Raw genomic sequence first — 20383 nt, 5'->3', positions numbered from 1 at the left:
AAATGAATTTTAAAAATACCAACAATTTTTTATGAAAAAAGCTATACTTTGGGGAATTAGTTTTCTTTTTATTTTTTTAAGTTTCTCACTATCAGTAACTTTTGCACAACGAAAATTTACACTTTCAGGAGTGATACGGCAAACAAGCAACGAAAAACCATTGCCCAGAGCAGCTATTTATATTGACGAAACTGGCTATGGCTCGTTGTCAGACACACTTGGACGTTATCAATTGCTCATTCCAAAAGGCACTTTCAATATTACTGTTACGTATCAAGGTTTTTTTACAAAACATCAGCGAGTTGATATTAGTAATAATTTATCCTTAGATATTTTGATGGATGAAAGGGCCAATGATTTAGATGAAGTGGTAGTTTCGGCCAATAGTGCTTCCCAAAATGTTAAACGTTTGGAGACAGGCGTAACGAATTTGAGCATTAAAAATATCAAAAAATTACCGACACTTTTGGGTGAATTAGACATTATTAAAAGTCTTTTTTCATTACCAGGAGTGGCAAGTGTGGGGGAAGGAGCCTCGGGATTTAATGTTAGAGGAGGGAATGTTGACCAAAATCTTATTTTGATGGACAATGCTCCAGTTTTCAATTCTTCGCATTTGATGGGTTTTTTCTCAGTATTTAACCCAGATGCTTTGCGAGATATGAATTTTTACCGAGGTGGTATTCCTGCACAATATGGCGGACGAACGGCATCGGTACTGAATATCAATCTAAAAGATGCCAATGCTCAACAATTTTCGATGCAAGGGGGTGTGGGTTTGGTGAGTAGCCGATTGATGGTTGAAGCTCCGATAATTAAAGATAAAATGTCCTTCTTCGTAGCAAGTCGTTTTTCTTATGTTGGGTATTTATTTAAATTATTGCCTCAAGAAAATATTAAAAATACAAAGGCAGATTTTTATGACATTACGGCGAAACTGGAGTTTCGCCCCACGAAAAAAGATAAAATAGCCCTTACTGCTTTTACAGGTTTTGATAAATTTAAAGTCGCAGGCGACTCACTGGCAAATCTTGAGGTGAATGCTTCTTCATCGCTTTTTAACTGGCGTACAACTAATGCTACTTTAGCTTGGGTTCATTCATATAATGCAAAATTGACTTCAAAAATTTCTGGTGTATTAAGCCGTTATGATGCCAATATCATTAACCCAGATACTGCTTTAGCCTTCAAATTGGCTTCAAATATTGTTTATAAAAACTTCAAAGTTGATTACAATTATTTGCCTTCTGAAAAACAAAAAATTGATTTTGGGGTCAGTGTCATTGATTACCAAATTCAACCAGGAAAATTGACACCTAATGGTTCTGCTTCGCAAATAAATGCAATTACTTTACGCAATGAAAGAGCCTTAGAGTCAGCCATTTATGCTAATGATGAGATTGAAATAAGCAAAAAGTTTTCAATTTTACTGGGTTTACGGTATTCATATTTTGGTAATAATGGTACTGGTTATAGTTATAAATACCAAGAGGGTGTACCCAAAAGTAAAGAAACGATTATTGATTCTACACTTAATGGAAAAGGCTTTTCACAAACTTATGGAGGTTTAGAACCACGTTTTTCGGCAAAATATTCATTGAATGAAAACGCTTCTATCAAATTTAGTTTGAACCGTATGAGGCAATATATTCAATTGATTTCAAATACCACCGCTGCTTTACCAACTGCTCGTTGGAAGTCGTCGGATAATTATATGAAACCACAAATTGCTGACCAAATTTCGATAGGCTATTTCCAAAATTTGCAGGATAATAAGATTGAAGCTTCGATAGAATTTTTCTATAAAAAACTAACGAATGTGAGTGATTATAAGGATGGAGCAAACTTACTACTTGACAAATTTCCAGAAGCATCTATTTTGCAAGGAACAGGGCGTGCTTATGGTGCAGAATTATATGTAAAGAAAAATATTGGTTTGGTAACGGGTTGGTTGAGTTATACTTATTCACAAACAGAATTTTTAGTGAAAGGGAAATATGACGAAGAAACCATCAATAATGGCGAGTATTTTCCACCAAACTATAATAAACCACATATTTTGAATATGATTGCGAGTTATCAAGTTACTAAGCGGCTATCATTTTCTACCAATTTTACTTATAGTACAGGGCGTCCGATAACTTATCCTGCTGCAAAGATTTATGTAGGAGGATTGGTTGTACCTTATTATGCCAATCGCAATCAAAATAATATCCCAAACTATGTCCGCTTAGATTTGGCAATGAATATTGATGCAAATCCTTATAAAACACAACGTTTTAAAGGCAGTTGGAATTTTTCGCTCTACAATGCACTCAATACTCGAAATGCTTATTCGATTTTCTTTCGAACTAAAAGTCGATATGCCCAATACTATAATCGGGTAGATATTTACAAACTTTCGATCTTAGGCTCAATGATTCCTTCGATTTCTTATAATTTTAAGTTTTGAATAGGAATTAGGGAATAGAAGTTGAATATTAACAGATTTTGATTTAGACAAGCATGAAAACTTATTTGAAATGATATAAAAAGTAAATTGTATGCTAAAAAATAGGAGTATTTTTAGCTTAAGAATTTTACCTTAATTTTAAAAAATGAAATTCACCTCTCGGCTTTTCATAGCAATTTTGAGTGTATGCTTAACAGCTTGCATTGATAATTATGACCCAAAATTGACAGGAGGAAAACCTAAAATAGTTTTTGAAGGAATTTTAACCGACCAAGCTATTCCTCAATACTTTCAGTTGAGTTTTTCGGCTGGTTATAACAGTAAAGAAAGTGTTTTCGATAAATTTGTGAATGCAGCAAAAGTTTGGATTACTGATGAAAAAAATGTGCGTATAGATTTGATTGACCTCAACAAAGGGCAATTTAGTACGCCAGAGGGTTTTCGTGGGCAAGTTGGTAAAACTTACCAAGTGCATATTCAATTGAGCGATGGAACAAGCTATGCAAGCAAAGCAGAAACCATGCGGTATTCGCCACCCATCGATAAAGTTTATACAGAATTCAAACTTACAACCACACTGCAACCAAAATATAGAGGAAATTTTAATGTTTATCTTGATGTAAAAGACCCAGCGACCGAAGGAGATTTTTACCGTTGGAAATGGTCACATTACGAAAAAGCGAATTTTTGTGCAGCCTACGTAGTAAATGGAGAAGGGAGTTTGTCTTATAAAAAATGTTGTGGAGATTGTTGGAATGTGAATACTTGCTTGGGTTGCATTATTTTGGCATCTGATAATTTTGTTAATGGTAAAACCTTACCAAGGCAGTACATTGCTCAAATACCATTCGATAATATCACTTCTTACTATATGCTGATTGAGCAAATGAGTTTGTCAAGAGAAGCGTATAATTTTTGGAAAAGTGTTGATGAACAAGCCAATAATTCAGGCGGTATTTTTGATACAGCACCTGCAACGATTAGAGGTAATATCAAAAATGTGAATGATGAAACAGATGGAATGCTTGGCTATTTTCAAGTTTCGGCAGTTACTCAGAAAGTAGTTTACATTCAAAGAAATAATATCGGAATAATACCATTTGGATTTTATGTAGGTGGAAATTATAATTATTTATCAGAATGCGAAGAATGTAAAGAAAGCCCATATAGAACCGCCAAACGGCCACTCAATTGGATAGATTAATAAAGAAAATTCATGAAATTCATTACTCAAATCGTTATTGCCCTTTTAAGTGTAATTTTTATTGCTTGTGTCGATGTTTTCGACCCACAACTCACTGGGAAAGATGTTCAAATTGTCTTTGAAGGTACACTAACCGATCAACCTGGACCGCATTATTTTGTATTGAGTTTTTCGGCAGGATATAATAGTAAAGAAAGTGTATTTGATAGATTTGTAAATGCAGCAAAGGTTTGGATAACTGATGAAAAAAATGTGCGAACAGATTTATTGGATTTGAATCGTGGGCAATTTAGTACACCTGATGGTTTTCAGGGGCAAATAGGTAAATCTTATACCTTACATATTCGTACCAGCGATGGCGTAGAATACGCAAGTACTACCGAAACGATGCGACCTTCACCGCCAATTGATAGAGTATATAGTGAATTTAAGCTAACAACAACTCCAAGACCAAAATATAGAGGTAATTTCAATATTTATATTGATGTAAAAGACCCTGCAACAGAGGGCGATTTTTATCGTTGGAACTGGAAAAATTATCAAAAAGCCAGTAATTGCGAACTATATACAGTTCCACGAACCGACCCACCTGTTCGGTTTTATAAAAAATGTTGCGAAGATTGCTGGAATATTACACAATGTATAGGATGTGTAAAGGTCGCATCCGACAATTTAGTGAATGGTCGTATATTGGCAAAACAAAATATTGCCCAAATTCCTTATGATGATATTACACCTTATTATTTGTTAATTGAACAAATGAGTTTGTCGAGGGAAGCCTATAACTTTTGGAAAAGTATTGATGCACAAGCCAACAATTCAGGCGGCATTTTTGATACTGCACCCGCTACTATTCGGGGCAATATCAAAAATCTTTCCGATGATACAAAGCCTATGTTGGGCTTTTTTCAAGTATCGGCAGTAACACAAAAAGTAGCATATATTCAACGCAACGGTGTTGGAGTTCAGCCATTTGTTGAATTAGCACCTAATTATCCATTCCATCCAGATTGTGCGGTTTGTAATGAAAGTGCCTATCGCACAGCCAAACGACCAATCGAATGGAAAGATTGAGTATAGTATAGGAAACAAGTCTAATGCCGTTGTTATTTATTATTAACCAATTTTCTAATCACTAATACCCAAACTTTTTAGCTTTCCTCCTGGAAACGATAATTTTATCGCCTGTGGTAAGATGTGCGAAATGTTCTTCGCCATTTGATTCGAAATGTTTTAAATACTGAAGATTTAGCATGAATTTTCTATGAACACGGGCAAAACATCCTTTTTCTAAAAGTTGTACTTCATGAATTTTTAAGGTGCGAGAAGAAATTACTTTTTTACCACATCTAAGGTGAAATTCAGTATAATTTTCAAGGCTACTCAAATAAACTACTTCTTCAGGCTGAATGCAAGTTTTTCCGTGATCAAACCAAATCATGTGTGGGTCGCAAACTAAGGGTTTTGTATAATATGTTTTCATGTCTATTTTTTTGGCTGTTTATTGATACCCAAAATTGAACAGAAAGCATTTATAAAAATAGTCAGAATTATTATTTGGTAGGTTTACTTGATATTTGGTAGGTTTGATTGAGTATTTGGAAATCCTAAAATTTTTAAAAAGGGTTTTTACTCAATCGGTATTTGTATTACTACGCATGTCCCTTCGGTTTTTCCAGTAGCTGATTTTTTATCTATAATTTCTATTTCAATGTGTAAATCATTTGTTTGGCTTAGTAAATGAATTCTCTCATTATTAATGTGCATACCCATTGATTGATACTTGGGTGTATTTACTCTTAACAAAGAGGATTGCTCTCTTCCAATACCATTATCTTCAATCCTAATAATGATTTTCTGAGATTGCTCAATTTTTAAAATTAAACGTTTTGTGCCTTCTTTATTCATCAGTCCATGTTTGATAGCATTTTCTATATATGGTTGCAAAAGCATAGGCGGAATGAGTATTTCATTGGTTCTGATATTGACATCTAAGTCATAAATGAATTCAAAATTATCTTCAAACCTTAACTGTTCTAATCTAATATAAAGTAAGGTTGTTTCGAGTTCATCTCTTAAAGAAATGAGTTGTTCTTTTGAATTCTGTAAAATCGACCGCATCAAGGTTGAAAAATCAGTCAAATATTCAGCCGCTTCAACTGAGCGATGGGTGAGAATATAACTTTTGATAGAATTCAAGCTATTAAACACAAAATGTGGATTAATTTGGGAACGAAGTGTGCGAAGCTCTGATTCTTTGACCGCCTTGAATAAAGAATTTTTCTCTTTTTGAACTTGATAACTCCTAATTCCTATCGCAATTGAGAAGAAAAATACTTCGAGAAGTGTACCAAATACAAACAAGATACTCGGGTCGATGCGTAGTAAGACAAATGGTGTATTATTAAACCAATGAGTCAGAAAACCAGCTAAACCACCCAACATTAAAAAACTACTCCCAATCTGAATATTTCGAGCAACACGCCCTTTTGCTCGAAATATCATCACTAATAAGAAAATATTGAGGATTGGGAAAATATTTTGGAAAAGCTCATAAAGCCACATGCTCCAATCTAAACGTTTGATAATAAACAAGATAATAATATCAGCGAATAACGTTATTGTCAAAAAAACAATGACCCATTGAAAGATTTTTGCTATTCGAGGAAAAGTTTGGTTGAGTCCGAGAAATTCAAAAATGAATAAAAAATAAAAAATGTGAGTCAAAAAAGCATAAATATTACTATTTCCTGTAAATTTCAAGAAAGGTAAATAACTAAAAATAAAATGAAAATAGGGCGAATGTTCATATTCCCAAAGATTAAATAATGCGATTGATATGGTATAAAAACCATAAAATAAATAATATTTTTGACGGTCAAGCACGTAGAACATCAACACAAAAAAAGCTACAAAAAATAATACTGCAATCAAGAAACCATAAGCAATAATGTATATATATTCCTCATAAAATGCCCGAACTTGGTGATGATTCTGCCAAAATCGACTCACTAAAAGTGGTTTAAGAATAAATTTTTCTTTAGGATAATCGTTTACTTTTATAAAAAATAACCTTTGGGTTTTAGGAAAAAAACGAATTGGAAAATATTGATCATCTGCTCTAAATAAACGTTGGTCAGTCAATCGTTTTTCTTGTGTTTGGGCAATTGCAACTATGTGATTATTTATACTTTGGAAAAGTGTACTTGATTGATGTACTCCTGTTGTGAATAATAAATCAAGCGTATCAATGGTAGGGTTTTCGATTGTAATTTTTAACCAATAATCATAACGATATTCACTTAAAAAGTTTTTTGGAGGTTTAACTTTCTCCAAATCAACAAATTTCTTTTGTGGGATATGTTGAATAGGAGCTTTAGCGGTAGAATCTACCCAAAGCATTGTATTGTTGGAACAATCTAAAAATCCTTTTTTTTCAAGAGTAGAATAAAGTTTGACTTGTGCCGAAGCTGAGTAAGTATTAAGAAATATAAAGAATGCGTAAAACATAATCTTTAGTAAAAGACGATTGCTTATCAGATTCAATATGATTTCTCGTTTATTCATTTAGCAAATGAAGGTTTTTAAAAAGGTAAATAAATTATCACTTTTGTTCCAGCCGCATTTCCATCGGGTAATTTCTTATCAATAATATTAATATGGATATGCAAATCATTAGTCAAACTCAATAATTCAATTCTTTCTTTATTGATATTAATACCCATAGATTGGTGTTTAGGGGAGTTTTTTATTAATAAAGATGCACGTTCACGTCCAATTCCATTATCATCAATACTTATAACTACTTGATGGTTCTCTAAAGTTACGCTTAATGTCAGGCTTCTATTTCCTTCTTTATTCATGAGACCGTGTTTGATGGCATTTTCTATATAAGGCTGTAAAAGCATTGGAGGAATTAGAATTTCGTCAGTATCAATACCTTCTTGAAGTTCATAATGAAAATCAAAACCTTCTTCAAACCTTAGTTTTTCTAACTTTATATAAAGTACTGCGGTTTCTAATTCATCACTCAATGAAATAAATTTCTCTTTAGAAAACTGTAAAATCGAACGCATCAAAGTCGCAAAGTCAGTCAAGTATTCGGAGGCTTCTAATGAACGGTCTTGTAAAATCTGGCTTTTAATGGAATTAAGGCTATTGAATACAAAATGAGGATTTATTTGCGAACGTAGCGTTCTTAACTCTGATTCTTTTACAGATTTCATCAAGTGATTTCGGTCACGTTGCGTAAGCCAAGTCTTATAACCCAAAGCTGTTGAAAAGCAGAATAGTTCGATCAAAACACCGATGTTGAATGGAATACTCGGAGCTAATCGCATGATGACATTATTAGCCGGCTTTATCAATAATAATTGTTCAAGAAAACCAAAAATAGCACCAAGAACCAATACGGTACTACCAATCTGAATGTAGCGGAGCAAAGGTCCTTTCAGTTTATAAAGCTGGATAGTGCCATAAATACCAAATATGGCAATAATTGGTTGGGTTAAAATCCAGATTTTTCCCCCTAAAGAATAATCTTCCAAAACAAAATTGACAAAAGTGTCAACGATTAATAGGCTAATGAGAACCTTGATATAAAAGACCAAAACTTTGCTAAATTTTGGAGCAATTTTTGGTAGTTCAAGAAATTCGTAATGAAAAAGGAAATAGAAAATATTGGTAATGAGCAAATAGGTGTTGTTGTTGCCAGAAAATTTGAGAGCAGGAAAATAACTAAAAATGATGATGGTATATGGCGAGTGTTCAATGGCCCAAAAAGAAAATAAAACCAAGAAAAAAAGGTAAAAACCATAATAAACATAATATTTTTTCCCTTCCACAAAAAACATGATGAACATATATATAGCCACAAACACCAACACCGAAATGTACAAACCATCCTGGGTCAAGATGAAATATTCATCGAAGAATGCTCTAACTTTATCTTCATATTCCCAATCATAGCTCACAAACGTGGGATTTAACTTGAAATATAATTGAGGATGCTCTCTCACTTTTATAAGTAATTGATAAGTTTTATTTGGCTGGAATGTCAGTGGAACATATTTTTCATCAAATCGAAAAGGTCGCTTATCTGGTAGCCATTCTTGTTTGACTTCTTGGATTTTTTGATATTGACCCCTCACTTTCATAAAAACGTCCATACTTTTATGTATCCCAGTAGTAAATAAAATGTTTATTAATGAGTCGGTAGGGTTGATTACTGTCAATTTAAGCCAAAAATTATATTGACTATAAGAAAATGAAAATTGCTCAAATTTGAAATTTGATAAGTTTGTAAATACTTGATTATCAATATTTTCTAAAGAGATTTTACTTGTAGAGTCAATAAAAAGTGTCGTTTTTTTTGAAGCATCAATGAAGCCCTCATCATTTAGCTTTTGGGAAAGAAAAATAGTATCAGTTTTTTGTGCAAAACTGAGTGTAAGACCAATTAATTGGTAAAATATGAGCAGTGAAAATAATCGCAAATGCAAATTTGTTATCTAACTAAGTCCATTAATTTTATACGATTAGCTCTTGAAACCTGTAAGCTTGTTCCATTATTCATTACAACATAGCCCCCTTCTCCTTTTACGTATTTTTTGATATAGGTCAAATTAACCAAATATGATTGATGAATACGTACAAAAGGATGATTCGATAACAGCGATTCTAAATCTTTAAGGGTGCGAGAAATCAAAGTTTTTTCTTTATTAACCATATAAATTCTGGAATAATTGCCATCCGCCTCGGCATAAACGATGTCTGTAATGGCGATAAACTCCAAACCTTCGGGAGTAGGTACAGCGATATTGGGCTTGTGATGTACGCCGCCTCGCATATTAGCCAGCAGTAAGTCTAAATTTTGTAAATCAACTTGCTTATGTTGCTTCTGACGAACCTTATCAACCGCCCGAATCAACTTATCTTTGGATACAGGCTTTAATAAATAATCGATGGCACAAAATTCAAAGGCTGTGAGAGCAAAGGCATCATAAGCAGTGCAGAAAATAACTTCAAAATTTATTTTAGGTATTTTTAATAAAAAATCAAAACCATTCATTTGGGGCATACTAATATCCAAAAAAATCATATCAGGTATTAGCGTTTCCAACACTTCAAGTGCCTTTTCGGCTGATTGGCATTTAGCTAAAATTTTTACATCAGGGCAATAATTGAGTAGTTCAATTTCGAGGGAATCCAGGCACCCTTTTTCATCGTCAATTAAGATTACGGTAAGCATAGTTTGGCTATTTTTCTGAAAAGTGAAACTACGAATATTTATTGAAATATAAAATCATTCCTAATAAATTCTAAACTTTTTTACGGATTAAGTGGTTATAAAAGTATCAGAATTTGTAAAAAAATAAGAGAAATTGGTGGTACAAAATTAAATCATTGTTGTTACAACAAATATTTTTCGGCTGATGGTATATTTTAGAGTTTTTTTACTATTATTGTCACTGAATTGCAAAATAATTCATCAGTAAACTCAGTAATTTCAAAATAATTTTAATGTTTCTTATGGCTGGTACAGCAGAAATAATACTTGACGGTAAAACATACCAATATCCAACCATCGAAGGTTCGGAAGGTGAGAAAGCAATTGATATTGCCAAGCTTCGTGATGAAACGGGCTACATTACTATTGATAGCGGTTACAAAAACACAGGTGCAACGAAAAGTGCCATTACTTTTTTGGATGGTGAGTTGGGAATCTTACACTATCGTGGCTATTCGATAGAAGATCTTGCCGAAAAAGCCAATTTTTTGGAAGTTGCTTATCTACTTATTTATGGAGAATTGCCAAACAAAGAGCAGTATGGCAAATTTGAACATGATATTCGTACCCACACAATGGTCAACGAAGATATGCGTAGAATTTTCGATGGCTTCCCAGTTAATGCTCACCCAATGGGTGTAATGTCTTCATTGGTGAGTGCGATGAGTGGCTTTTACCCTGATTCTTATGATGACAAAGCTCCAGACCGTACTGAGTTACATATCATTCGATTGTTGGCAAAATTCCCAACTTTGGCAACATGGTGTTATAAAAAATCACATGGACATCCAATCAATTATCCTAAAAACTCTTTGGATTATTGCTCGAATTTCTTGAGTATGATGTTTTCATTGCCTGTCGAGGATTATCATGTTGACCCAGTTGTTTCAGCAGCAATCAATAAATTACTGATTCTTCATGCCGACCACGAGCAAAACTGTTCAACCTCAACTGTTCGTTTAGTTGGTTCATCGAAGGCAAATTTATATTCTTCTATTTCAGCAGGTATTTCAGCACTTTGGGGTCCACTTCATGGTGGGGCAAACCAAGAAGTGATTGAAATGTTGGAAGATATCAAAGCTGATGGTGGCGATGTAATGAAGTTTGTTAATAAAGCAAAAGACAAAAATTCAGGTTTCCGATTGATGGGCTTTGGACATAGAGTTTATAAAAACTTCGACCCACGTGCCAAAATCATCAAAAAAGCGGCTGATGATATTTTAGGTAAGTTAGGTGTAAATGATCCAGTATTGGAAATAGCTAAAGGTTTAGAAGAAGCAGCTTTACACGATGATTATTTCGTTTCAAGAAAACTTTATCCAAACGTAGATTTTTATTCTGGAATCATTTACCGTGCTTTAGGCATCCCTACCAATATGTTTACGGTAATGTTTGCAATTGGTCGTTTGCCAGGTTGGATTGGTCAATGGAAAGAAATGAGAGCCAACAAAGAGCCAATTGGTCGTCCTCGTCAGATTTATACTGGTGCAACGCTTCGTCCATTTGTGCCGATAGAAAATCGTTAATTTCTAACGCTGGCAGGGTTTAGAACCCTGCCAGTATTAATACTATATCATCTTCTCGCCAATATCTTCTGCATATATTTTCCAAGAATATCAAATTCTAAATTCACAATACTTCCAACTTTCAATTGATGAAAATTAGTATGTTCCCAGGTATAAGGGATTATGGCTACACTAAAACCATTATCTTTTGAATTGACTACGGTTAGACTTATACCATTGACACAAATAGAACCTTTTTCGACTGTTATATTTTTGTTTGTTGTATCATATTCAAACGAAATTAACCAACTTCCATTTTGATCTTCAATAGCGGTACAAATACCTGTTTGGTCAACATGACCTTGTACAATATGGCCGTCAAAACGTCCATTGGCAGGCATACAACGCTCTAAATTTACTTTATCACCGATTTTCAGTTTTCCTAAATTTGTCTTTTTCAAAGTTTCATCAATGGCAGTAACCTTATAGAGTTCTGAGTTTTGAGTTCTGAGTTTTGAGTTTGGTGATTTAATAACTGTTGACTGTTGACCGTGGACTGTGGACTCTGATAAACTGACAACTGTCAAACTGACAACTGTCAAACAAACTCCATTATGTGAGACACTTTGGTCAATCTTTAGTTCGTTAGCAATGGATGACTCGAAGGTAAAAGTTAGGTTTGTCCCTTCTGAATGAATATCAATAACTTGGGCTACAGCCTCTACAATTCCTGTAAACATAATTTTTATTTTTTTGAGGTGCGAATAACGTAAATTCTGTTGGGAAAAGAAAAGACGAATAAACAAAATTTATGAAGTCGTAGATGTTTATTAGTACAATAAACTCTTCCAGGGTTGAAAATAGTAAAGCACACTAATACACAAGTTAAACTAATAAAGGATATTTATTCTATACTCTCAAGTAGGAGAGAGGAGAACAAATATCCTTCAATATTTAAACGGTAATCTTGATAGATCTATCAAACCAAGGTCGCCTTCAAATGCTTTGGTGTTACCCAATCTGGTTTGGTGGTATTTATTTCTGCTTTCAAATCATTCAAAATGGTATATAGACCAAAATACGTTCGATTGACATACAAGCCATGTTGCGAACCACGAGCCGCTTTTGAATCTTTCAGTTCGGGAAGTTTTGAAACATATTCAAAGAAATTATAAATTTCATCAACATATCCAGTTTGACCAAAATCAAAGGTATTGACATTGAAAGGTCGCCCTAATAATTCAATCATTTTCTTGAATAAATCTGAAAAAAAGACTCGTTTCGAAGGAGAGTCTTCTTCAACAATAAATTCTAAAGTCCAAAAAATACGTTGGATTTCAGCTTCATCTTGCAGTGTATCAGGGTTAATTAAGGCAAAATAATTCGTATAATAATCTTCAGGTATCACTTTTACACAACCGAAATCAATCACACCTAAACGACCATCTTGAGTCATCAAGAAATTGCCTGGATGTGGATCGGCATGTACCTGACGCAGCGTGTGCATCTGAAAATCATAGAAATCCCACATCGCTTGTCCAATTTTATTGCGTACTTCTTGTGAAGGATTTGTATCTAAAAATTCTTTCAAATGTTGGCCTTCAATCCAATCCATCGTCAAGATTCTTTTGGATGAATATTGAGGATAATATTTAGGAAAAAACAAATCAGGAATATGACTACAAGCATTCGTGATTTCTACGGAACGTTGTAATTCTAAATCATAGTTTGATTCTTCGAGTAATTTATCTTCAACTTCTCTAAAATATCTATCAATTTCAGCATCATTCAAATTTAATAACTGAACAGCCAAAGGACGAGCCATTTTCAAATCTGAACTGATACTGTCAGCAATGCCAGGATATTGAATTTTAACGGCTAAATTTTTGCCATCTTTGGTCGCTTTGTGTACTTGACCGATAGAGGCAGCATTTTCAGCTTTTAAATCAAATGTATCAAAAATTTCAGTAGGAGATTTGTCGAAATATTTTTTGAAAGTTTTGATAACCAAAGGGGCAGACAAGGGCGGAGCAGAATATTGCGACATAGCAAATTTGTCGGTATAGGCTCTCGGAAGTAGATTTTTGTCCATGCTCATCATTTGAGCTACTTTCAATGCACTCCCTTTCAAATTGCTGAGGGTATCGTAAACATCAGCGGCATTATCTTGGTGTAATTGCTCTTTGGTAAGTGAAGAATCAAAGATTTTTTTGCTATAATGTTTAATATAATTACCACCAACTTTTACACCAGCTTTAGCAAACTGCGTTGCACGAGCAACTTTCGATGTGGGGATACTTTCTTGTGAGTTCATATTTATTTGTAGAACAAATCTAAGACTTGTTTTTTTTATTGAGTAGAAAAAGTTTGAAACTTGTTCTACTTACGATTCTGAAATATAAATTTACCTAAATCAAATAAGGAATCAAGTGGCGAACGACCTAATAAATCGAAAGCCGTATTGACTGTTTTTTCAATCATTGTGTCTGTTTTTTCAAATGATTTACTGGTATCTTTAATCCAAAAATCTAAAATAAAGAGCGTTTTTGCCCAAAATAAATCTGGATAACGTTGCAATAATTGTGGAATTGCCCGCTGTTCTACCTCACGCGTTTCTTTAGCCTCCATCAAAAGTTCATTGATAAAGTCATAGAATGAAGCCTTAAAATCCACTAATTGTGCATTACGTTTGGCATAGATTGGTTTATCAAAACCTTCGTAAGATTTTAATATATAACTACGATTTTTCTTCAAAACCTCTATCCAAGTATATAAAAATGCTAATAATTTCTCTCTTACCGAGTAGTTTTGATAGACTTCCTCTTGTTCGGCAGAGCTACGAGCTTCGATGAATAATACTTTCCAAATTTCGCTTTCTATTTGTGGAAATGAAGAATACTCTTGATAAAAATCAACTTCTTTGATTTTTAACTTTTTGCAAAACGTATAAACTGATTCAGGTTGTTTGCCATTTTCGAGCAAATATTCAGTATAGGCTTGTCTTATTTTTTCTTGTGTCATGATTTTTCGTATGATGGAGTTCCTACTCCGTCAATTTAAACTAAGCTATCAGACGGAGCGGTCCGCCGCAGCGGTAGAAACTCCGTCGTATTTTTAAAATATTTTTGCTATTAAAGCCGATGTTGTGTTATATACTTTCAACAAAGTGTTGGGGATATTTGTTTCGGCAATGCCAAGCATTTTAGCATATTTTTCGCCAAGTAACATCCGTGATTGTTCTTGCAATAAATCAGCAGTTAATGAGTTAGGTGCAAAACCTCGAATAACATGAAGCAGAGATGACATAAGTTCCTGACTTTCAGTTGATTGCCTAAATTGTCGATTGGCAATTTGTTTATCAACTTTCACAGCTTCAAGGTAGTTTTTGGGCAAAATTTCGGCTTTCACTCCCAACAAAAAACCAATCACATTCCAAGTATTTAAATAAGCAGTTTCATAAGAATGATCAACTGGATAACTTAGTTTTTCCATTCCACGCAAAACAATGAGCGAAAAAGCCAAATTTGTCCCTAACATATCTTCTTGATTGATTGGGTAGCCCCAATCTATGTTCCAACGGTTGCTGTGTAATGTAAAATATCGAATAGCTGCATGTAAAAGTCTGACTTTCAGGCAAATAGCAAAAATGCGTTGCTCCGACCAATGATCATAATTCATTACAGCTTTCAAAAAATTACCCGTTTCAAGCAATCGCTTGTAAGTATCATTCCTTATACGTTCCGAAAAATAGAGTACCTTTGCCCCATCAGCACCTAAATAGCAATAGGGGAGTGAGTAAAGCCCTAAAATCAAACCTATATTTTGTTGATTCTCACGATAAAAGTCTGTTGCTCGAATGAGCATTTTTTTATCATAAAAAGATGGGTAAGAATTATTGTTGGCTAAAAAACTTTGAAGAATTGCTGGCTGATTTAGAAAGTTAGTATCTTGAAAATCAGACAAAAAAGGCATTAATTGACGTAAAAAAGTAACACCTTCGATTTCAACTAATTTCCGTATAATTTCGTCGGCATCACCATCACCTATTGTACGGTACTTTGCTAAATCTAAACTTACGGTCATGCTCATTAAATCATTGGATACTTATTCAACAGTTAAATACCAAAAAATGTTTGATGGATGGACAATTAATTGAATAGGCATTTATATTTTTCCAATATAACATCGGTAATTAAGTTTTTTGCACGATTTTTGTTTCAGATAAATCTTATCTTGAGTCATTAGAACTAAGCTCAATAACCAAAATTCAAGAATGATATTTTCAAAAAATGTTTACCTCAGGGCGATATTTTGCTCACTTTTTATAGTGGTTCTACTTTTCGCATGTGGTAAAAATGAAATAAAGCTGTTAAAAGATCAGGAGGTAATAGTCAAAGAAAAATTATGTTATCTAAAAAGTGCAAACCAAGGACATGGCATTATTTATAACTTTAGTTATGATGTTAAAAATCAGTTAACTCAAATAGAAGGATTTCCTGATTTCGATTTTATTACTTATGAAAATGGTTTGCCAAAGAAAGCGACAAATTCATTGGATAAATCATATTATGTAGGTTTTGATTATGATGCCAAAGGAGCATTATCACAAATCAGTTTTGTTGGGAAAGATAGCCGAGGAAAAGCATTTGAATTTAAGAGCAAGGTTTATACGAATACAAAAAAACAGATTGAGAAAATAGACCTATTATTGCCAGTTTTTGATGAGGTAGTAGTAACTAAAATAGAATATGATGCCATTGGCAATACAAAAAAAATCAGTTTAATAGAAGGTACAAAAACTCGAACGGTATTAGAAAACTTAACATTTGATGATAAGAAATCTCCTTATTTGAATACCCCTTTTGCCAATGTTATGGCCTATTTTATTATTTTTTCATCTACGATAGGAGCTGAAAATACCACTTATTTCTCTAATAGAAATAATGTCACTTCTGCAAAAATTTATTCTGACAACGGAGATATTCTCTATAATTACAAGCATGAATACAATCCTGAGGGTTATGTTATAAAAACAAAAGTTACTCGTAAAGGTGATGGGCAAGAACAAAACTACGAAGAAACTTATGTCTATGATTGTAAATAAAAAAGTAATTTTAAAATCAAATATATCAATTAACTAATTGGTAATAAGCTACTTAGTAGAAAAGTCAAAAAACTTCTAAAACTTTAACACAGAGATTTCATCAAAATTCCGTACCTTTGTATCCCGTAATCAAAGACAACAAACCTCATGTCAGTAAACGGGCAAACACGCAACCCAAAGTATATTTTCGTTACGGGCGGCGTAACATCTTCACTCGGAAAAGGCATTATCGCCTCCTCACTTGCCAAATTGCTGCAAGCCAGAGGTTTATCAGTAACCATCCAAAAATTTGATCCTTACATCAATGTTGACCCAGGAACACTCAATCCTTACGAACATGGCGAATGTTATGTAACCGATGATGGTGCAGAAACTGACCTTGACTTAGGCCATTATGAGCGTTTCTTGAACGTTCCTACTTCACAAGCTAATAACGTTACCACAGGTCGCATTTATTATAATGTAATCACTAACGAACGTAAAGGCAATTATTTAGGAAAAACTGTTCAAGTAATTCCCCATATTACTGACGAAATTAAAAGAAATATCCTTCAATTGGGTGAAACGGGCAATTTTGACATAATAATCACCGAACTCGGCGGTTGTGTTGGCGATATAGAATCACTTCCATTTGTGGAAGCTGTACGCCAATTGAAATGGGATTTAGGCTCTGATAATCTCCTAACAATACATTTGACACTTATTCCATATTTGAGTTCGGCAGGTGAGTTAAAAACCAAGCCTACACAACACTCCGTAAAAATGTTGCAGGAATCTGGCGTTCAACCTGATATTATTGTTTGTCGTACAGAACATTCTTTACCTGCCGAAATTCGTAGGAAAATAGCACTTTTCTGTAATGTTGAGCAGAATTCGGTTATCGAGGCGATGGATGCTGAAACGATTTATGATGTCCCTTTGTTGATGCAAAAAGAAAGACTTGATACGAGAGTTTTATATATGCTTGACATATATAATGACCAAGATGCCGACATGGAAGCATGGAAAGGCTTTTTAGATAGATTTAAAAATCCTGTCGAGCAAGTAAAAATTGGTTTAGTAGGTAAATATATTGAATTGAAAGATGCCTATAAATCAATTATTGAGTCCTTTATTCACGCTGGAGCAGCCAACAAATGTAAGGTTGTTTTGGAGTGGATTCATTCAGAAAGTTTAGAATTAGATAATATAGCAGAAAAATTTGCAGGATTAGATGGTGTATTAGTAGCACCAGGTTTTGGTGAGCGTGGTATTGAAGGAAAAATTGAAGCCGTGCGATATGTACGTGAAAATAATATTCCTTTTTTCGGTATCTGCTTAGGAATGCAAATGGCATGTATCGAATTTGCCAGAAATGTCATTGGCTTGAAAGAAGCACATTCAACAGAAATGTATCCAGAAACGCAATTTCCAGTAATTGACTTAATGGAAGCACAAAAAACAATCACAGATAAAGGTGGCACGATGCGTTTAGGAGCATACGGTTGTAAAGTAAAAGATAAGACCCTTGCTCGTAAAATTTATGGAAAAGCCAATATTAGCGAGCGTCATCGCCATCGTTGGGAATTTAACAATAAATATTTGAAAGATTATGAAGCAGCAGGAATGGTAGTTTCTGGTATAAACCCAGAAAGTGGCTTAGTTGAAATCATAGAATTACCTAATCATCCTTATTTTATTGGTGTACAGTTTCACCCCGAATTGAAAAGTACTGTAATGAATCCTCATCCTCTTTTTGTCAATTTTGTAAAGGCAGCAATTGAGTATTCATCAAACAAAAAATAGCCATTAGGAATTATAATGAATCTTTGCGAATTTTGTAGTGTTTTTAGTATAAAAATCAATTTATCACAAATTTAGAATTATTTAGGATTAAACAAATTACTATCTTTTATCAAAAGACTATCAGTTTAATCACAGTATTTTTAAGTATTACAAAAATTAATGGAAAAATTAGTAGATAGAAATCAACTTATCGGCATAGTGTTGTTGATGTGTATGTGGGCAGGGTATATGTATTTTATGCCTCAGACTCCTCCCGAAAAGCCTACACCAGTTGCCCCAAAAGCTGCCGTTAAAACCATAGCTGCTCCCAACGTCATCAATGATACACTTGCTCTGAAAGCTGCGTTTGGTGATTTTGCCACTGCTGCAACTGGAACTTCGCAAGATATTGTCATAGAAAACCAAGATACTAAATTTACTTTTAGTACACTTGGTGGCTCAATCAAAGAAGTGGTTTTGAAAAACTACTCAACTTATGCTGATTTCAAAGCAGGTGTAAAAAAGCCTTTGGTATTGATTGATGATAAAAACTCATCAATGAATCTTGAGATTCAGACAAACAAAGGTAAAGTTGACTTGAAAAAACTTTATTATACTACTACCAATCAGTCAACTATCATCAAAGAAGGTGATTCTACTAAAGTGATTTTTAAATTAGCTTTGGCAGATAATCAATATATTGAGCAAATCTACACGATTCAAAGCAAAGGCTATACAGTTGATTATGATGTTAATTTAGTCGGAATGGATGCTATTGTGCAGAACCAACCTGCACATTTTTATTGGCAAGATAATCTGAAAGTATTGGAACACGATATTGCTGAAAATAGGAAATCTGCTCAAATCAACTTTTGGAATGCTAAAGATGATGAATTTGATGATTTAGGAGCAAATAAATCTGGTAATGAAGATTTGAATGTGGCAGACCCAGTTAAATGGTTTTCATTCAAACAAAAATACTTTGTAACAGGATTTGTGGCTAAAAATCAGCCTTTGAGCACGGTTAATTTGAAATTGGCTACTCCTGAAACTGATAGTAGTATTGTAAAAACAGTAGAAGTGAATGCTAACTTAGCCATTTCTGACTTGAAAACAGGTAAAGGAAATTTTCGTTTTTATTTTGGTCCAAATGATTATAATTTGGTTAAAAATGTCACTGATGGCTTTCATAGAAACGTTTATTTAGGGTATGATTTTGTAAAGCCAATCAACCGATTTGTTTTTGTGCCTTTATTCAATTTGGCAGAATCATTCATTAGTAATTATGGATTACTAATCATTGTGGTGGTAATTGTTTTAAAAACATTGCTTACTCCGTTGATTTATAAGTCGTATATTAGTTCTGCTAAAATGCGTGTAATGGCACCTGAGCTTGCTGAATTGAAAGAAAAAGTAGGTGACGACCAAGTAAAAATGCAACAAGAACAAATGAAATTGTATCAACAAGTAGGAGTAAACCCGCTGAGTGGTTGTGTGCCAATGTTGTTACAAATGCCTATCTTAATGTCGGTTTTCTTCTTGTTTCCTAATATGATTATGTTCCGTCAGAAAAACTTTTTATGGGCTTCTGACCTTTCAACCTACGATTACCCTATCAGTTGGGCAACAAATTTACCAATTGTTGGTAATCACATTAGTTTATTTGTGGTATTGATGACATTATCCAGTCTAGCGTTTACTTATTACAATAATCAAATCACCCCTGACCAACCAGGGCCGATTGATATGAAGAAAATGAGTTATGTATTTCCAATCGTTTTCTTCTTTGTGTTAAATAGTTTTCCAGCGGCATTGAGTTTTTATTATTTGGTTTCAAATGTTGTGACCATCGCTCAACAACAAATTGTGCGTCGTTTCGTTGATGAAGATAAGATTCGTAAGATTTTGGACGACAATAAAGTGAAATACCATGCTAATCCGCAAGCTGCTAAAAAAGGTAAGTTTGCTCAATTCATGGAAAAACAAGTGAAGTTGGCTGAGGAAAATCGTCAGTTGCAAAATAACGATAAGAAAAAGAAAAAATAATTCAACACCGTCCATAAGA

The 20383-nt window shown here is 33.8% G+C and carries 15 protein-coding genes; 7 read left to right on the top strand and 8 right to left on the bottom strand.

Annotated elements, in window-relative coordinates; genetic code table 11:
* Nucleotides 1-31: 31 nt before the first annotated feature.
* From ACQUQZ_RS16300 to ACQUQZ_RS16290, 3 genes are all read left to right on the top strand, one after another.
* Nucleotides 32-2452: a TonB-dependent receptor gene (locus ACQUQZ_RS16300; protein ID WP_435356089.1), complete on the top strand. Its 2421-nt coding sequence runs from the start codon at nt 32-34 to the stop codon at nt 2450-2452.
* A gap of 145 nt (nt 2453-2597) precedes the next feature.
* On the top strand, nt 2598-3656 hold the full coding sequence (locus tag ACQUQZ_RS16295; protein WP_435356088.1) for a DUF4249 domain-containing protein: 1059 nt from the start codon (nt 2598-2600) through the stop codon (nt 3654-3656).
* Between the two features lie 12 nt (nt 3657-3668).
* A complete protein-coding gene (locus ACQUQZ_RS16290; RefSeq protein WP_435356087.1) occupies nt 3669-4730 on the top strand; it encodes a DUF4249 domain-containing protein in 1062 nt (353 codons plus the stop codon).
* Between the two features lie 61 nt (nt 4731-4791).
* Here ACQUQZ_RS16290 and ACQUQZ_RS16285 read toward each other — a convergent pair whose 3' ends face one another.
* The 4 genes from ACQUQZ_RS16285 to ACQUQZ_RS16270 all read right to left on the bottom strand — a co-directional run bounded on the left by ACQUQZ_RS16285 (nt 4792) and on the right by ACQUQZ_RS16270 (nt 9906).
* Complete coding sequence (locus ACQUQZ_RS16285) at nt 4792-5139, bottom strand: LytR/AlgR family response regulator transcription factor (RefSeq protein ID WP_435356086.1); 348 nt, start codon at nt 5137-5139, stop codon at nt 4792-4794.
* A 146-nt stretch (nt 5140-5285) separates the two neighbouring features.
* The gene (locus tag ACQUQZ_RS16280; protein WP_435356085.1) at nt 5286-7223 is read right to left on the bottom strand and encodes a sensor histidine kinase; all 1938 of its coding nucleotides are present in this window, start codon (nt 7221-7223) and stop codon (nt 5286-5288) included.
* A gap of 17 nt (nt 7224-7240) precedes the next feature.
* A complete protein-coding gene (locus ACQUQZ_RS16275) occupies nt 7241-9151 on the bottom strand; it encodes a histidine kinase (protein WP_435356084.1) in 1911 nt (636 codons plus the stop codon).
* An 11-nt stretch (nt 9152-9162) separates the two neighbouring features.
* Nucleotides 9163-9906, bottom strand: coding sequence for a LytR/AlgR family response regulator transcription factor (locus tag ACQUQZ_RS16270; protein WP_435356083.1), 744 nt, complete (start codon nt 9904-9906; stop codon nt 9163-9165).
* Between the two features lie 281 nt (nt 9907-10187).
* Here ACQUQZ_RS16270 and ACQUQZ_RS16265 point away from each other — a divergent pair, with 281 nt between their 5' ends.
* A complete protein-coding gene (locus ACQUQZ_RS16265) occupies nt 10188-11471 on the top strand; it encodes a citrate synthase (RefSeq protein ID WP_435356082.1) in 1284 nt (427 codons plus the stop codon).
* Between the two features lie 47 nt (nt 11472-11518).
* On the opposite strand, the gene ACQUQZ_RS16260 is transcribed toward ACQUQZ_RS16265, so the two are convergent.
* From ACQUQZ_RS16260 to ACQUQZ_RS16245, 4 genes are all read right to left on the bottom strand, one after another.
* The gene (locus tag ACQUQZ_RS16260) at nt 11519-12190 is read right to left on the bottom strand and encodes a riboflavin synthase (protein WP_435356081.1); all 672 of its coding nucleotides are present in this window, start codon (nt 12188-12190) and stop codon (nt 11519-11521) included.
* A 239-nt stretch (nt 12191-12429) separates the two neighbouring features.
* On the bottom strand, nt 12430-13764 hold the full coding sequence (locus ACQUQZ_RS16255; protein WP_435356080.1) for an ABC1 kinase family protein: 1335 nt from the start codon (nt 13762-13764) through the stop codon (nt 12430-12432).
* 65 nt (nt 13765-13829) lie between these two features.
* On the bottom strand, nt 13830-14471 hold the full coding sequence (locus ACQUQZ_RS16250; protein ID WP_435356079.1) for a TetR family transcriptional regulator C-terminal domain-containing protein: 642 nt from the start codon (nt 14469-14471) through the stop codon (nt 13830-13832).
* A gap of 93 nt (nt 14472-14564) precedes the next feature.
* Nucleotides 14565-15539, bottom strand: coding sequence for an oxygenase MpaB family protein (locus tag ACQUQZ_RS16245; protein ID WP_435356078.1), 975 nt, complete (start codon nt 15537-15539; stop codon nt 14565-14567).
* 184 nt (nt 15540-15723) lie between these two features.
* Here ACQUQZ_RS16245 and ACQUQZ_RS16240 point away from each other — a divergent pair, with 184 nt between their 5' ends.
* The 3 genes from ACQUQZ_RS16240 (at nt 15724) to yidC (ending at nt 20364) form a co-directional block, all read left to right on the top strand.
* Entirely contained in the window at nt 15724-16554 is an 831-nt protein-coding gene (locus ACQUQZ_RS16240; RefSeq protein ID WP_435356077.1) for a hypothetical protein, read from the top strand.
* Between the two features lie 147 nt (nt 16555-16701).
* A complete protein-coding gene (locus tag ACQUQZ_RS16235; RefSeq protein ID WP_435356076.1) occupies nt 16702-18339 on the top strand; it encodes a CTP synthase in 1638 nt (545 codons plus the stop codon).
* 159 nt (nt 18340-18498) lie between these two features.
* Nucleotides 18499-20364, top strand: coding sequence for a membrane protein insertase YidC (yidC, locus tag ACQUQZ_RS16230; RefSeq protein ID WP_435356075.1), 1866 nt, complete (start codon nt 18499-18501; stop codon nt 20362-20364).
* Nucleotides 20365-20383: the final 19 nt, after the last annotated feature.

The organism is Emticicia sp. SJ17W-69 (genome assembly GCF_051209875.1).
Taxonomy (GTDB): Bacteria; Bacteroidota; Bacteroidia; order Cytophagales; family Spirosomataceae; genus Emticicia.
The sequence above is the reverse complement of the archived record's forward strand: the minus strand, read 5'-3'. Positions and strand labels throughout refer to the sequence as shown.